Origin of the sequence: Microbacterium phoenicis (assembly GCF_047302325.1) — a bacterium.
Lineage (GTDB): Bacteria > Actinomycetota > Actinomycetes > Actinomycetales > Microbacteriaceae > Microbacterium.
In genome coordinates this window covers 818,001-831,503 of record NZ_CP154849.1, presented here as the reverse complement: position 1 = coordinate 831,503, position 13,503 = coordinate 818,001, and the positions used below count along the sequence as shown (strand labels likewise).

General features: G+C 69.6%; 14 protein-coding genes. 5 read left to right on the top strand and 9 right to left on the bottom strand.

Annotation, left to right across the window (positions count from 1 at the left end; translation table 11 throughout):
• Window positions 1-17: 17 nt before the first annotated feature.
• Window positions 18-218: a hypothetical protein gene (locus tag ABCU91_RS04095; RefSeq protein ID WP_065571727.1), complete on the bottom strand. Its 201-nt coding sequence runs from the start codon at window positions 216-218 to the stop codon at window positions 18-20.
• A 145-nt stretch (window positions 219-363) separates the two neighbouring features.
• On the opposite strand from ABCU91_RS04095, the gene ABCU91_RS04090 reads away from it, so the two are divergent.
• The gene (locus tag ABCU91_RS04090) at window positions 364-1,458 is read left to right on the top strand and encodes a DUF4192 family protein (protein ID WP_413354894.1); all 1,095 of its coding nucleotides are present in this window, start codon (window positions 364-366) and stop codon (window positions 1,456-1,458) included.
• A gap of 36 nt (window positions 1,459-1,494) precedes the next feature.
• Here the strand turns inward: ABCU91_RS04090 and ABCU91_RS04085 are convergent, their stop codons facing one another.
• The 7 genes from ABCU91_RS04085 to ABCU91_RS04055 form a co-directional block, all read right to left on the bottom strand.
• A complete protein-coding gene (locus ABCU91_RS04085; RefSeq protein ID WP_413354893.1) occupies window positions 1,495-3,501 on the bottom strand; it encodes a hypothetical protein in 2,007 nt (668 codons plus the stop codon).
• A gap of 102 nt (window positions 3,502-3,603) precedes the next feature.
• Window positions 3,604-4,671, bottom strand: coding sequence for a glycosidase (locus ABCU91_RS04080; protein ID WP_413354892.1), 1,068 nt, complete (start codon window positions 4,669-4,671; stop codon window positions 3,604-3,606).
• A gap of 2 nt (window positions 4,672-4,673) precedes the next feature.
• Window positions 4,674-5,513, bottom strand: coding sequence for a carbohydrate ABC transporter permease (locus tag ABCU91_RS04075; protein WP_413354891.1), 840 nt, complete (start codon window positions 5,511-5,513; stop codon window positions 4,674-4,676).
• Entirely contained in the window at window positions 5,510-6,493 is a 984-nt protein-coding gene (locus tag ABCU91_RS04070; RefSeq protein ID WP_133398769.1) for a carbohydrate ABC transporter permease, read from the bottom strand. Before ABCU91_RS04070 ends, ABCU91_RS04075 begins: the two co-directional genes overlap by 4 nt.
• Before the next feature lies 1 nt (window position 6,494).
• Window positions 6,495-7,781, bottom strand: a complete 1,287-nt coding sequence (locus tag ABCU91_RS04065; protein ID WP_413354890.1) for an extracellular solute-binding protein — start codon at window positions 7,779-7,781, stop codon at window positions 6,495-6,497.
• A 19-nt stretch (window positions 7,782-7,800) separates the two neighbouring features.
• Window positions 7,801-8,859, bottom strand: coding sequence for a LacI family DNA-binding transcriptional regulator (locus ABCU91_RS04060; protein WP_413354889.1), 1,059 nt, complete (start codon window positions 8,857-8,859; stop codon window positions 7,801-7,803).
• 96 nt (window positions 8,860-8,955) lie between these two features.
• Window positions 8,956-10,197, bottom strand: coding sequence for a sensor histidine kinase (locus ABCU91_RS04055; RefSeq protein WP_413354888.1), 1,242 nt, complete (start codon window positions 10,195-10,197; stop codon window positions 8,956-8,958).
• 155 nt (window positions 10,198-10,352) lie between these two features.
• On the opposite strand from ABCU91_RS04055, the gene ABCU91_RS04050 reads away from it, so the two are divergent.
• A complete protein-coding gene (locus ABCU91_RS04050) occupies window positions 10,353-11,015 on the top strand; it encodes a response regulator (RefSeq protein ID WP_091358766.1) in 663 nt (220 codons plus the stop codon).
• Window positions 11,016-11,029: 14 nt separating this feature from the next.
• On the opposite strand, the gene ABCU91_RS04045 is transcribed toward ABCU91_RS04050, so the two are convergent.
• On the bottom strand, window positions 11,030-11,230 hold the full coding sequence (locus tag ABCU91_RS04045) for a hypothetical protein (protein WP_413354887.1): 201 nt from the start codon (window positions 11,228-11,230) through the stop codon (window positions 11,030-11,032).
• 312 nt (window positions 11,231-11,542) lie between these two features.
• On the opposite strand from ABCU91_RS04045, the gene ABCU91_RS04040 reads away from it, so the two are divergent.
• The 3 genes from ABCU91_RS04040 to ABCU91_RS04030 all read left to right on the top strand — a co-directional run bounded on the left by ABCU91_RS04040 (window position 11,543) and on the right by ABCU91_RS04030 (window position 13,493).
• Entirely contained in the window at window positions 11,543-11,737 is a 195-nt protein-coding gene (locus ABCU91_RS04040; protein WP_018185747.1) for an aureocin A53 family class IId bacteriocin, read from the top strand.
• Window positions 11,738-11,818: 81 nt separating this feature from the next.
• Entirely contained in the window at window positions 11,819-12,751 is a 933-nt protein-coding gene (locus ABCU91_RS04035) for an ATP-binding cassette domain-containing protein (protein WP_413354886.1), read from the top strand.
• A complete protein-coding gene (locus tag ABCU91_RS04030; protein ID WP_413354885.1) occupies window positions 12,729-13,493 on the top strand; it encodes an ABC transporter permease in 765 nt (254 codons plus the stop codon). Before ABCU91_RS04035 ends, ABCU91_RS04030 begins: the two co-directional genes overlap by 23 nt.
• Window positions 13,494-13,503: the final 10 nt, after the last annotated feature.

The window sequence follows — 13,503 nt, the reverse complement described above, 5'->3', positions numbered from 1 at the left end:
GAGAGTGTGGGGTCAGCCTATCCTTTGGCGGGTCGACCGGCGGTTTCGTCGCGGGGCGGCAGCCCGCGCTTGCGGCGCTCCTCCGCCTCGACCCGCGCGTAGAGCTTGCGTTCGGTGCGGTCCATGCGCAGGATGCTGCGGATCACGAAGGCGAAGAGCCCGGCGACGACGATCGTGGGGATCAGCCCCCAGATGACCGCTGTCCAGATCTCACCCATGCATCCATCGTAATCGGCGCGAGACACCGCGCGGCCCGGCACGTTCCGCGCGCGGAGCATTCTGCACCGGTGCCCCTCCGCGCCGCCTCTCCCCAGACGAACGACCTCACGCCCGAGGCGGGGACCACGCGGCGAGGGTGAGGCGATGTCCACCATCGTCACCGCCGCGGATTCCGCGCACTTCCTCGCCCTCGTCCCCCGCCTGCTGGGATTCACGCCGACCGAGAGTCTCGTCGTGGTCCCCATGACCCGAGGGCGAAGCCTCGGAGCTCTCCGGATCGACCTTCCGCCGTCCGACGCCGCCCTCGACGCGGTCGCCTCCACCGTGATCGGCATGGTCTGCCGCGTGGCGGGAGCCGACGGGCTCGCCGGCGTCGTCTTCACCGCCGCATCCGCCCGGGCGGAGCTGCCCGGTGCGGACCTGGCGCTCGCGCTGGAACGATCCGCCCACGCGTGCGGGCTCGAGGTCGTCGACATCCTGACGGTGGCGGGGACGGGGTGGGGATCGCACTACGACGAGCGGATGCCGCCCGGCGGACGCCCGCTCGTCGAACTCGAGCGCCATCTCCCCCGCCTCGACGGTGATCAGCATGAGGGGGCGGCGTTGCCGCCCGCCGACACTCCCCTGACGGCGGGCGTCGAAGCCGCCCTGCGATCGCTCGAATCCGCTCTCGCGGTGCTGTGCGGCATCCCGGTCGTCGACGGATCGTCAGAACGCATCGACCCGGCGGCGCTCGAGGCGGGGTGCGCGCTCGATGACCTCCCCGGACTGTACGAGGGATGCCTGGGCTGGGACCCCGCGAACCTCGATCCGATGCGCACGGCGATCCTCGCCTGGTGCCTGGCTCGCCCGTCGCTCCGGGATGTGGGCCTCGTGCAGTGGGCGACCGATCGTCCCGGCGGCGACTCGGCGCTCGAGGCGCAGCGGCGCTGGGAAGACGGGGAGGACTATCCCGCCGACCTCGCGTCGGTGATGTGGGGCGAGGGAGAGCGCCCCGACCCGCGCCGACTCGAGGCTGCGCTCGCGCTCGTGCGCCGGGTGGCGTCGAGCACGCCCGAATCCCACCGCGCGGGGAGTCTCGCCACCGCGGCCTGGCTCGCGTGGTCGCTCGGTCGATCGACGCACGCCGACCGCTACGCGGAGGCCGCCCTGCAGATCGAGCCGGAGCACGGCCTCGCCGAGATCGTGCGATCCTTCGTCGCGCACGCGCACCTTCCCGAGTGGGCGTTCCGGCGCTGACCGGGCCGCGGCATCCACCGCGACCCGGTCGGATCGTCACCGTTCGACGATCGCGAAGCCGCCGGCAGGCAGGGTGACCGCACCGAAGCGGTCCTTCTTCGCCCGCACCTCGCGTCCACGGTCGTCGTAGACCGCGAGGTCTCCGGCACCCACCCTGACTTTCTGCGGCGAGCGCGCCGCCGCGTGGACGAGTTCGGTGCGGGCACCGCCGTCGCCTTCGAGGACGAGGCGCGAGACGAACGGCCGGACGAGGATGCCGTCGAGCTGCAGGTCACCCCGCGTCGACTGGACTCGGAGCTCCTCGCTCGATCGAGGCACCGCCTTCTGCAGGGTGTGCGGATGCATCGCCCCCGGCGTCGGCGAGATCCCCTGTCGCGGACCGGTCAGCTGCAGCGTCCCCAGTCGGGCGCGGTCGCCCGTCCAAGACGACGACGTGCGTTCTCCGACCGCCGACCACACCACCGGCTCGACCCACCGATCGGAGGCCGCCGTCCCGACGTCGAAGACCGCGGTCTCGCCCCGGGACAGCGTCAGCTTGTCACCCGACCAGCTGGACTCACCCGTCCACGACTCCGGCGTCGAGATCTCGCCCGTCGTGCTCACGGCGTCCTCGGCTTCGATCCACGAGAGTCCCTCGCGGTCCGTGACCTCGGTCAGGGCGACGGCCTGCCGCTTGACGTCCGGATTCGCATCGAGCGCGAGGGCCGTGAGGAGTCCGTGGATCGTGGACTCCGCGCCGCTGTTGCGGTTGACGGTGCCGTCGGGCTGCAGGCCGTCGTACGTGACGCCCGTTGCGGGGTCGTACATCCGCTGCCCCGCATGGTTGGCGCCGAAGAACCAGGCTGCCTGCATCGCGGCGAGACCCTCGAAGCCGTCCGACCCGGTCGCCTCCGCGACGCCGAGCAGAGACTGCACACGCGAGTCCGCGCCGTAGGCGATCTGCACCTTGTCGACGGGGCTCGGGTTCCACCCGTTGTCGGGTCCACCGGCGGTGAGGAGGGTCGGCGTGAACGTGGATGCATCCGCGATCGCAGGGCGAGCGAGCGACCGGTCCTCGAGCACGACGGATGCCGCGGCCAGCGCCGCCGGCATCTGCGAACCCCAGGCGTGCCAGATCGCCGGGGACTCCGCCCACGGCAGTACAGCATCGTACGGCCACTCCCGGACTGAGCCGTCGGACATCGCGGCGATGCCCGTGGCGAGCTGACGCAGCGCCTTCGCGGCCGGTCGGTCGGGACCCGCTTCGACACGTGCCGCCAGACCCAGCACAGCCTCAGCCGAGGCATCCGCCCCGTTCGTGATGAGCCACGTCGGGACGCGCTTGCCGTCCGAGACGGTCCACCTGCCGTACGTCGACAGAACCTGGCGGTTCAGCCCACCCAGCGAGAGGTCGAACCGATCGTCGAGGAAGGCGGCGAAAGCGGGATCCTCGTCCTTGAATGCGGCGTACCCCTCGCCGAGGGCCCAGAGCGTCCGCGCGAGCCAGTAACTCGGACCGCTGTCGGACGGATCCGGCAGCTCGACCGGCTCGGGGGATGGGTTGAAGGTGCCGTCGGGCTGCATCCACAGGACGACGTTGCCGGCATCCTGCCCGTCGGTCGTCTGGAAGTACGCGACCGACCGCAGCAACTCGTAGGCCTTGTCGCGGCTGTCGTCGTCACCGGTCTGCTCGAAGTGGCGGATGTAGACGACCGCGGCGCGGGTGATGTCGTCGGCGTTGTAGGCGCCCTGCCCCCAGTACCCGGTCTCGGGGTCGAGGGGTCCGCCGCCGACTCGTTCGAAGGTCCCCCCGTCACGCGCGTCCGCGTACGTCCACGGCATGACGAGAGCCGGCTCCTCGGCCTGGCGGTAGGTGCTGTGCCCGTCGACGTCCTGCGGCGGGGTCGCCTCGTCGAGGAGGAAGTCGAGGTGCGCCAGGTTGGTGATCTCGGGTTCGGCGGGCGCCGCGACGGCGGTGGTGACGCCGAGCGGGACGGCGAGCGCGAGCGTGGCCAGCGCGGCGAGTCCGACGGTGCGCGCACGACGTTGTGCGGAGGTGGACATGAGGGTCGTTCCTTTCGGGTGCGGTGCCGAGTGCAGGTTCAGAGCCGATTCGGATGCCGTCAGGGCGCCCGGAGGGCGGCTGAACCTGCACTCAGCACGCGATCAGTCGGTGCGTTCCAACAGGGCGACGCCGATCTTCGAGTCGGCCATGCCGTAGAACACGAACAGGCGACCGTCGACCTCTTCGATCGCAGTCGGGAAGACGACGTTCGGAACGATTCCGCTCCGTTCGTCCTCTGTCTCCGGGGCCAGCAGCGGCTCCGGAGTGCGGGCGACGACCTTCGAGGGGTCGTCGCCGTCGAGGATGATGGCACCTGCCGCGTAGTTCACCTTCTGCTGCTGCGCGAACGCGCTCTGAAGGACGCCGGTCACACCGTGATGCAGGACGAGCCAGCCCTCGGGGATGCGGCGGGGCGGCGGACCGCCGCCGATCTTCAGCTCCTCGAAGGGGAACTCCGGCCCCGCGACGAAGCGGTGCTGCTCCCACAGGGCGAGCGCCGACAGGTCCTCCCGCACGGCGGCGAGCGGGACGTAGCTGATCCAGATCGACTGCCGCTCGTCCTCGACGCCCGCGGGGACGCGGACGCCCTGGCCTGCCTTGGTCTCGCCGAGGTCCCACATGGGGCGATGGAGAACGGCGAGCGCCTCCCGCCCGTCGGGTGCGGTGACCGGCTCGGGGAAGAACACGGTGTCCTTGTTGTGGAACAGGTTCAGGTCCATGTCGAGGTCGTCCTGGTACCGGAACAGCGCCGGCCCGAGCCGTCGCCACTCGCGAAGGTCGCTCGACACCGCGATCGCCGTGCGAGGGCCGAGGGGTCCGTAGGCGACGTAGGTCATGACGTGCAGTCCGAGCGTCTCGATCCAGGTCACCCGGGGGTCTTCGACGCCGGCGTTGCCGACCCCGCGCTCCCACCCGCGGTCGGGTTCGAGGACCACGCCCTCGCGCTCGACCGCCGTCGGCACGCCGTCCTCCACGACGACCCGGGCCAGGCCCACGCGCGACACGTTCCCGTCGGCGACGAGCCGCGGCAGCAGGTACAGCTCCCCGTCGGGGCCGCGGCCGGAGCCGGGGTTCAGCACCCCCTCGACCTCGTTCGGATCGCCCTGGGCGGGGGTCATCACGACCCCCATGCGGGTGAGTCGGTAGGGCACGTGGGTCTCGGTGGTCATGGTCAACCTTTCACTCCGGATCCGAGGTCGTTGGACGTGAAGTAGCGCTGGAACACGAGGAACAGCGCCACGGCGGGGGCGGCCAGCACGACGGCGCCGGCCATCATCGCCCCGAACGGGTTCGCAGTGGATGCCGCGACGTTCGAGATGAAGTTGGCGAGAGACACCGCGAGCGGTTGCATCTCGGCATCCTTCGTGATGAGGAACGGCCACAGGAACTCGTTCCACGGACCGATGAACGTCAGCAGCACGACCGTCAGCAGGGCCGGACGGACGAGGGGCAGCGCCACGCTCCACAGCAGCCGGAACTCGTTCGAGCCGTCGATGCGAGCCGCGTCGAACAGTTCCTTCGGCAGCTGCAGGAAGTACTGCCGGAAGATGACCACCGCCGTCGAGTTGATGAAGAACGGCAGGATCATGCCGAGGTAGCTGTCGGCCAGGCCGTAGTCCCGGGCGATCATGACGTAGAGCGGGATCATGAGCAGCTGGAACGGCACGACCTGCACGAGGAGGGCCAGGGCGAACGTCGCGCCCCGCCCCCGCCAGCGGAGGATCGCCAGGGCATATCCGGCCAGGACGCCGAAGACGACCGTGCCGAGGATCACCCCGCCGGTGAAGATGCCCGAGTTGGCGAGCCCCTGCAGCAGGTCGATGCGCCCGTTGATGGCGGCGTAGTTGTCGAGCGTCAGATTCGCCGGGTTCGGGAACGCCCCCGCCGGCGACGGATCGACGTTCGTCTGCAGCGACCCGACGATCATGTAGAAGAACGGGAACAGGAACGCCAGCGCACCGATCGACAGCGCCGTGTACATCGCAATCTTCGAACCGAGCGCGCGTTTCATCGCTCCTCACCCCCCACGAGCTTGCGCTGCACGGCAGCGATGACCAGGACGAACACGATGAGCACGACGCCGATCGCCGCGGCGACATCCGGATTCTGCTGCTCGATGCCGCGCTGGTACATGAGCAGCACCGGCGAGGTCGAGGCGCCGTTCGGACCGCCCCCGCCGGTCAGCAGGTACGGCTCGGTGAACAGGTTCGCGCCCGTGATCGTGGCGAGCAGGACGACGAGCAGCGTCGCCGGCCGCACGCTGGGCACGGTCACCGCGAAGAACTGCCGCAGCCGCCCGCCGCCGTCCATCGACACCGACTCGTACAGCTCGCGGGGCACGTTCTGCAACGCCGCGAGATAGAGCAGGATGTAGAACCCGAGGCCCTTCCACGTCACGAAGAACGCGATGGTCGGCATCGCGAGCGCCGAGTTCACGAGCCACGACGGCTCAGGGGCGAGCGGACCGAGCACGTTGTTGACGAGGCCGCCGCGGGCGAAGAGGAACAGCCACACCGCGACGACCGCGACGGATGCCGTGACGTACGGCACGTAGTAGCTCACCCGGAAGAAGGTCCGCGCCTTCGTGACGCGGTCGAGGGCCGTGGCCAGCAGGATCGACAGCACGACCGTGAGCGGCACGTTGATGATCAGGAAGATGCCGACGTTGCCGAACGAGCGCCAGACCTCGGGGTCGCTGAGCGCCGTGACGTAGTTGTCGAAGCCGACGAACGGCCGGTCGACCACGGCGCCGGGGGCGGCGAAGAAGTAGTCCTGGAACGACATCCAGACGGCGAACACCACCGGGTAGGCGAAGACCACCAGGACGAAGACGATGTACGGCGCTGAGAAGAGCAGACCGTGCGGCTGCGCGCCGAAGAGGCGGTGGAGGATGCCGCGGCGAGGCGCGGCATCCTTACCGTCCTTCTCGGGGGTGGCACCGCGGGTCGCGCCGGGATCGGACCCGGCGCGACCCGGGACGACGGCGGTCATCTCAGCCCGCCGACGCCAGCTTGTCGACCTCTGCCGCCGTGTCGGAGAGGAACTGATCGACCGGCGTCTCGCCGAAGATGACCGACTTCGAGTAGCCGTCGCGGAAGGCCTGCCAGATCTCCACCGACCCGATGACGTTCGGGACCTCGACCGTGCGTGCGGCCTGGTCGCCGAATTGCTCGTAGGCGGGGTTGTCGGCGAAGTAGTCCGGGTACGTGCCCGTCAGGTCCTGACGCAGCGGCATCTGGCCGGTCGCCTCGAGCCAAGCGCCGTCCTGCTCCTCGCTCGTGGCGAACTTGAGCACATCCCACGCCGTGCCCTTGCTCTTGCACGCGGTGAACATGCCGACGTTCTTCGCATCGCTGAACGTCCAGGTGTCACCGGCCGCGGTCCCGCTCTGCGTCGGAACGGGGACGGCGCCCCAGTCGATGGAGTCGCCGTACACGCTGATCGCCCAGGGACCGACGATCGCCATGGCGGCGTATCCGTCGGCGAAGGCGTCGCCCTGGTACTGCTCATTGCCGGCCAGTTGCTCCTCGTAGAGGGTGCGCCAGAAGTCGGCGACGGCCTTACCGTTGTCGTCGTCGAACGTGGCCTTTCCGTCCTCGAGCAACTGCGTACCGCCGGTCTGCGCCGCGTACAGCGGGTAGAAGTCGAACCAGGACTGGAAGAACTCGCTCGTGGGAGCGGGGTTGATCGCGTACTCGGACACGCCCTTCTCCTTGAGTGTCCGGGCGGTCTCGAGGAACTCGTCGTAGGTGGACAGCTTCGGGTTCTCGGGATCGAGCCCGGCCTTCTCGAAGAGCGCCTTGTTGTAGAAGATCATCACGGGATTCGACTTCCACGGCAGCTGGTAGAAGTCGCCGTCGTCGGAGCGGTACTGGTCGGCGAGCTCGCCGCTCCTGGCCGTGATGTAGTCGTCGCCGTCCTCGAACTCGGAGAGATTGACGAGGCCGCCCTGGCGCTGGAAGCCGGGCACCGCTGCCGGAGAGGTGTTGAAGACGAGACAGGGAGCGTTGCCCGCCGTGATCGCCGCGCCGATGACCTCTTCGCTCGAGGCTCCGGCGGGGATCTCCTGGGCCTTGACCTGCTCGTCGGGGTGATCCGCGTTCCACGCCTCGACCATTTTCTTGCCCCAGCCGATCTCGGCCTCGTTGTTGGAGTACCAGATGGTGATGTCGCCGCGGCTCTCGAGGTCGCCGCCGCCACCTCCGCCTCCGCCGCCGCACGCGGTGAGGGCGAGCACACCGGCTGCGCCGGCTGCCGTGATGAGGATGCGTCGTTGCATGTCCTACTCCTTCGTTCGGTTACTTGTGCTCTCTTGCTGTCGTCGGACGCGCGCCGCGCGGCCGTGGAGGTGCCGTCGAACCCCGGACGGCGAGGGTGGGATCGGGGAGGTCGATGTGCGCGGGCGGGTCGCCGGCGATCGCGGCGAGCAGGGTGCGCGCGGCGGTGACGCCCCAGCCGCGCGCGTCGGTGGCGACGCTCGTGAGGGCCGGGTGCACCCAGCGGCCGATCTCGGTGTCGTCGAAACCGGTGATCGAGAGATCGCCCGGCACCCGCAGCCCGCGCCGGTGGGCGACGCCCATGCCGGCGACCGCCATGCTGTCGTTCGCGTAGATGACCCCCGTCGGCGGCGCCGCCTCTTCCAGAAGGGATGCCGTGGCCCGCGCACCGTCGGCGGCGCTGAAGTCGGTCTCCACGACGGTGATGTCGAGGCCCGCGGCATCCGCGGCATCCAGGAATGCGTCGCGGCGGTGCTGGGCGTGGAGCATGCCCGAGGGTCCCGCGACATGGGCGACGCGGCGGTGGCCCAGGCCGGCGAGGTGCTCGACGGCGAGACGGATGCCGGCGCCGTCGTCCGACGAGACCGAGGCGAAGGGCGAATCGACGTCGGGGACACCGAGGGTGACGGCGGGGATCGAGAGCCCGGCGAGGAGGGCGATGCGCGGATCCGCGACGCGGATGTCGGTGAGGATGACGCCGTCCACCCGGCGATCCGAGGCGAGCGCCCGATAGGTGTCGGCCTCCTGACGACCTGGATTCGCGACGGCGAGGACGAGCGCCTGTCCCGTGACGGAGAACTCGTCCTCGAGCCCGGCGATGAAGGACGGGAAGAAAGGGTCTGCGGCGATGACGTCGGGGCTCCGGCCGATGACCAGCCCGCACGCGAAGGCCCGGCCGACGCTGAGGGACCGGGCGCTCAGGCTCGGCGTCCAGCCGAGTTCGGCGGCGACGTCCATGATGCGCTGTCGCGTGTCGGCAGCGACGCCCGGACGGCCGTTCAGGGCGAACGAGACGAGACCCTTGCTGACGCCCGCCACGCGCGCGACATCCGCGATCGTGGGACGGGTCTCATGGGGCATCGGTCACTCCTTCGTGGCGAACCGGTCCTACTAAACCGGTTCAGGCGCCGAAAAAGCAAGACCTTGACATTCGCGCCGCCGCACGCGACGCCGGATTCAGCGCGTCGGCAACTCCACCCGGACGCGCCACCGGCCGTCATCCGGGCCCGCGGCGAACGTCCCGCTCAGCACCTCCACGCGCTCGCGAAGCCGCGCGAGTCCGAAGGCGGGGCCGGGGCGCGGGTCGGACGCGGGCCGGTGAGGATCGTTGATGACGGACAGCACCACGGTGTGCGGGGTGAGCACCAGGGACAGATCGATCACCATGGCCGGGGCACCGTGCTTCACGATGTTCGTGACAGCCTCGCGTGCGGCGCGGGTGAGCGTCGTGTCGATGATGCCGGCGAGCGCAGAGTCGCCGGTGACCTCCGTGCGCACCTCATGGCCGAGGTCGCGGAGCTTCTTGGCGAGGGAGTCGATCTCCCGACGGATGCCGGGGGCGCCGGCATCCGTGACACCGTCGCCGCCGGTACGGCCATGGATCAGTTGCAGCACGCGGCGGGTGTCGGTCAACGCCTGAGCAGACGCCGAGACGATCGCGCGCTGCGAACCCGCCCGCGTCTCGGGGTCGTCCGTGCGTTCCAGGACGCGAGCATGCATGACGGTGATGGAGATCTCGTGCGCGATGACGTCGTGGAGTTCATCGGCGATGCGGGTGCGCTCCGCCAGCAGGGCCGCGTCGAGCTGGGCCTCGTGGGCATCGACCTGGGAGGCGAGCACGACGTTGCGGCGCATGACCTTGCGCAAACCACGCCCCACTGTGGCCGACAGCAACCCGATGACGAACACGGCGACGACGCCGCCGACCTCGAGGCCGGGCGGCATGGTGGCGATCGCCGCGACCCACGCAACGGCGGAGATCCCGTACGCCGTCGACAGTGTCGCACTGCAACAGAAGAAAACCACCCCGACGCTCATCGCGACCGCGGTGAGATATTCGCCGCTCTGCCCCGCCGCGACGGCGACGAATCCGGCGAGCACGAGCACACCGGCTCCCCACGCGGGTCGCCAGGCCATCGCGATGATCGCACTGTTCGTCAGCAGGGGGGCGGCTACGGCGATCCAGGAGAAGGGACCTCCGGATGTCAGGTGCGCCCAGACCGCCTCGACCCCCGCCAGAAGGGGGAGCAGCACGATGGTGATGCGGGCGATGGTCGGGGGGAGGACGTACTCCCAGAGCTCGCGGTGCACGGCGCGGGCTGCTCTGCCCGCGCCGCGCAGGCCGGCTATCGGCAGATGCCGAGCACCCGGCACAGATGCGTCCACAGGTACGCCGGCTGATTCGCGAACGGGATCCATCGGTACATTCTTTCTCTCCCCATCTCGATTTCGTGCCGGATTGATCTCCCGGCACGCCCTGGGCTCATCCTGACGGGTGGAGCCGCCGATTGCGCTCGTCCTCAAGACGCAATCGCGTGACCGCAAGACGCAAAACCCCCGCCTATGCTGATCGCATGGACCCCATCCGAGTTCTCATCGCCGACGATGAAGCTCTCGTTCGGCGGGCGCTCCAGGTCTTCCTGAACGCGGAACCGGGGATGACGGTCGTGGGAGAGGCGAGCGACGGTCCGAGCGCGGTCCGCCTGAGCCTCGAGCTGAAGCCCGACGTGATCCTGATGGACATCCGGATGCCGGGAGGGGACGGTATCCGCGCGATCGAGCAACTGGCCGTCGACCTCCCGTCGGCGCGGACCATCGCGATCACGACCTACGGGTCCGACGAGACCGTGGCGAGCGCTCTCCGGGTCGGCGCCGTCGGCTTCCTCGTGAAGGACTCCGAGCCGGAGCACATCACGGCCGCCATCCGCAGCGCGCACCATGGCGGGTTCGTCTTGTCGTCGGTCGCGGGACGCGACCTCGTCCGCCGGATCGGCACGCCGGCCGCGGGGCAACCCACGGTCACCCTGACTCCTGCAGAACAGGTCTCACGCCGAGAGCTCGACGTCCTCGAGCTGCTCGCGAAAGGGATGTCGAACGCCGAGATCGGACGCGACCTCTTCTTGTCCGAAGCGACCGTCAAATCCCATCTGCGCCGGATCATGACGAAGTGGGGCGTGCGCGACCGGGTGCAGGTCCTTCTCTACGCGGCGACCACCGGCGTCATCAGACTCCCCTGAACGCGGGGCAGCTCCTAGCCGCGCGAACGGCTCCGGCGCGACACGATCGCGTAGGCCGTCGCCGCGGCGGCGATGCCGGCCACGGCGGTGATCCCCCACCGCAGGATCACCTCGACGTCGGTGAAGACCGCCAGGCAGATGTTGACCGCCAGCGCGACGATGAACAGGGCGGCGAATGCCGCACCGTCGGCGGCGGTCCGCTTCTTGTCAGCCATGGGTTTCCTTAGGTCGCGGACGAACGGGATCCGAGTCTCTGCCGCGCGTCGATGTGGGTGGGAACGCCTCGGAGCCTAGCTGCGGTCCGCGCGGCCTGATACGCCGCCCGAGCGCTTTCCGTCCGGGGACGGCACACACCGTGGATCAGTTGCGTCTAAAGGCGGATGCCGATTGCGTCCCCCGCGCCGCCCTTGGGGCCTTTCGACTCAAGAACAGTGGCACGAGGCCTGGGTAGCGTCACTCCCGGCGCTGCGATCGCGGTCACGAACGCAGCGTCACTGACAACAATCAACGGATCGAGAGGAAACATCATGGGGGCAGTTCTGAGGTTCATCGCGTGGGTCATCGCGAACATCGGCCGCTGGGGCCGTGCCGTCGCCGGCCAGGTCGGTCGCATCACCGCGTGGGCACGCAACAACTGGCGTCGCGTGCTCGAGTGGATCAACGCGGGCATCTCGTTCGCGACGATCGTCGACTACATCCTGCGAATTCTCGGCATCGGCTGAGAGATGCCCTGATGGGACGGCACCACGTGCGTGCCGTCCCATCGGGACACCGCCCCTCCGACATCGAAGGAGAGAAGACCCGTGCCGCAGCATCCCGACACCGGCATCCGCGTGAGTGGCGTCTCGAAGGCGTACGGCGCGAAGCGTGTCCTCGACGACGTCTCCTTCGACATCCCCTCCGGGACCGTCACCGGCCTGCTGGGCCCGAACGGCTCCGGCAAGTCCACCGCGATGCGCGCCATGCTCGGATTGACGATCGCCGACGCCGGATCGACCACGTTCGACGGCATCATCTTCCGCGATCTCGCACAGCCCGGCCGCACCGTCGGAGCGCTACTCGACCCGGGCGCCCACCACCCCGGGCGCAGCGTCGAGGACACCCTCGCGACGGCCGCCATCCTGACCGGCTCACCGCGCGAGCGGGTCGGCGAACTCATCGCCACGCTCGGCCTGGCCTCTGCCGCACGTCGACGCTTCGGCGCGCTCTCCCTCGGGATGAAGCAGCGGGTCGCCCTCGCCGTCGCGCTCGTCGGTCGGCCTCGACATCTCATCCTCGACGAGCCCATGAACGGTCTCGACATCGAGACCGGCGACTGGCTGCGATCGACTCTGGTCCATCACGCCCATACGACGGGCGGCTGCGTCCTCGTCTCGACACATCTCCTGCAAGAACTCCAGACCTTCGCCGACCGCATCGTCGTCCTCAGCGAGGGCGCCATCCGCTATTCCGGCGAGGTCGGCGACCTCACCGCCGACAAGAATGCGACAGCGATCGCCGTGAACCCCGACCTGCTCCGGCGCGCGCTCACGACCCGCGGCATCCCGTTCAGCGTGCGTCCCGAGGACGGGCGCTTCTCGGTGGGCATCGACCCCCGCTCCCTCAGCGAGATCTGCATCGCCGACAGCATCGTGCTCGACGAACTCGCCGAGGACCGGGAGTCGATCAGCGACCTCTACCGTCGACTGACGCGCGGCCAGTACCGAGTGGAAGGTGACGTCTTTGATCCTCGCTGACAATCCCCCGCAGGCGTCCGGCCGCTTCGGCCGCAGCCTGCGGGCCGAACTGCGGAACGTCCGGACGACACGGGGGACGCGCTGGGCGTTGGGCCTCACCGCGGCGCTCTGGGTCGTCGTCGGCGTCGGTGTCGCCGTGATCGCGCTGCTCGTCGACGCGGAATCGGTGAGCATCTCCGGCGCGCTGCTGGGCATGGGGGCGGCCGTCACCGTGTTCGTCCCCATCCTGGCGATCTTCATCATGGCCGCCGACTGGCAGTCGCGAGACGTGCTGACGACGTTCGCCCTCGAGCCCCGCCGACACATCGTCTTCCTCGCCAAGGCGCTGACCGCGGTCGTCGTGTGCACCGTTCTCGTCGCCGTCGCCGCCGTCCTGGCCGTCGTGTTCACCGCGGGCCTGGCCTTCGCCGCCAGCGCGACCATCGTGTGGAACGCGGATGCCGAGAGCATCGCGGTCTTGCTCTGGAGCGCCGCCGTCGGCACCGTGTCGGGCGTCGCGTACGGCGCGGCGACGCAGCGCGTCGCGATCGCCATCGTGTTCTCGCTCGTGCAGGGATTCGTGATCGACCCGCTGCTCATGCTCATCCCGCACGGCATCGGATCGTGGTTCCGGCTGACGGCCATCACCGACGCCGGCAGCGGGACGGGCGGGATCGGTCCGGCGCTGACCGCCGGACTGCTGTGGCTGGTCGTCCCGCTCGCCATCGGATTCGCCCGCAATCAGCGGGCCGACGTGCAATGACCGGCGCCCC

Excerpts from the sequence above, each read along its gene's own strand:
- ABCU91_RS04040 (WP_018185747.1), top strand. The coding sequence starts at position 11,543 with ATGGGGGCAGTTCTGAGGTTCATCGCGTGGGTCATCGCGAACATCGGC.
- ABCU91_RS04090 (WP_413354894.1), top strand. The coding sequence starts at position 364 with ATGTCCACCATCGTCACCGCCGCGGATTCCGCGCACTTCCTCGCCCTC.
- ABCU91_RS04075 (WP_413354891.1), bottom strand. The coding sequence starts at position 5,513 with ATGAAACGCGCGCTCGGTTCGAAGATTGCGATGTACACGGCGCTGTCG.
- ABCU91_RS04085 (WP_413354893.1), bottom strand. The coding sequence starts at position 3,501 with ATGTCCACCTCCGCACAACGTCGTGCGCGCACCGTCGGACTCGCCGCG.
- ABCU91_RS04050 (WP_091358766.1), top strand. The coding sequence starts at position 10,353 with ATGGACCCCATCCGAGTTCTCATCGCCGACGATGAAGCTCTCGTTCGG.
- ABCU91_RS04095 (WP_065571727.1), bottom strand. The coding sequence starts at position 218 with ATGGGTGAGATCTGGACAGCGGTCATCTGGGGGCTGATCCCCACGATC.
- ABCU91_RS04045 (WP_413354887.1), bottom strand. The coding sequence starts at position 11,230 with ATGGCTGACAAGAAGCGGACCGCCGCCGACGGTGCGGCATTCGCCGCC.
- ABCU91_RS04060 (WP_413354889.1), bottom strand. The coding sequence starts at position 8,859 with ATGCCCCATGAGACCCGTCCCACGATCGCGGATGTCGCGCGCGTGGCG.
- ABCU91_RS04080 (WP_413354892.1), bottom strand. The coding sequence starts at position 4,671 with ATGACCACCGAGACCCACGTGCCCTACCGACTCACCCGCATGGGGGTC.
- ABCU91_RS04055 (WP_413354888.1), bottom strand. The coding sequence starts at position 10,197 with ATGGATCCCGTTCGCGAATCAGCCGGCGTACCTGTGGACGCATCTGTG.
- ABCU91_RS04065 (WP_413354890.1), bottom strand. The coding sequence starts at position 7,781 with ATGCAACGACGCATCCTCATCACGGCAGCCGGCGCAGCCGGTGTGCTC.
- ABCU91_RS04070 (WP_133398769.1), bottom strand. The coding sequence starts at position 6,493 with ATGACCGCCGTCGTCCCGGGTCGCGCCGGGTCCGATCCCGGCGCGACC.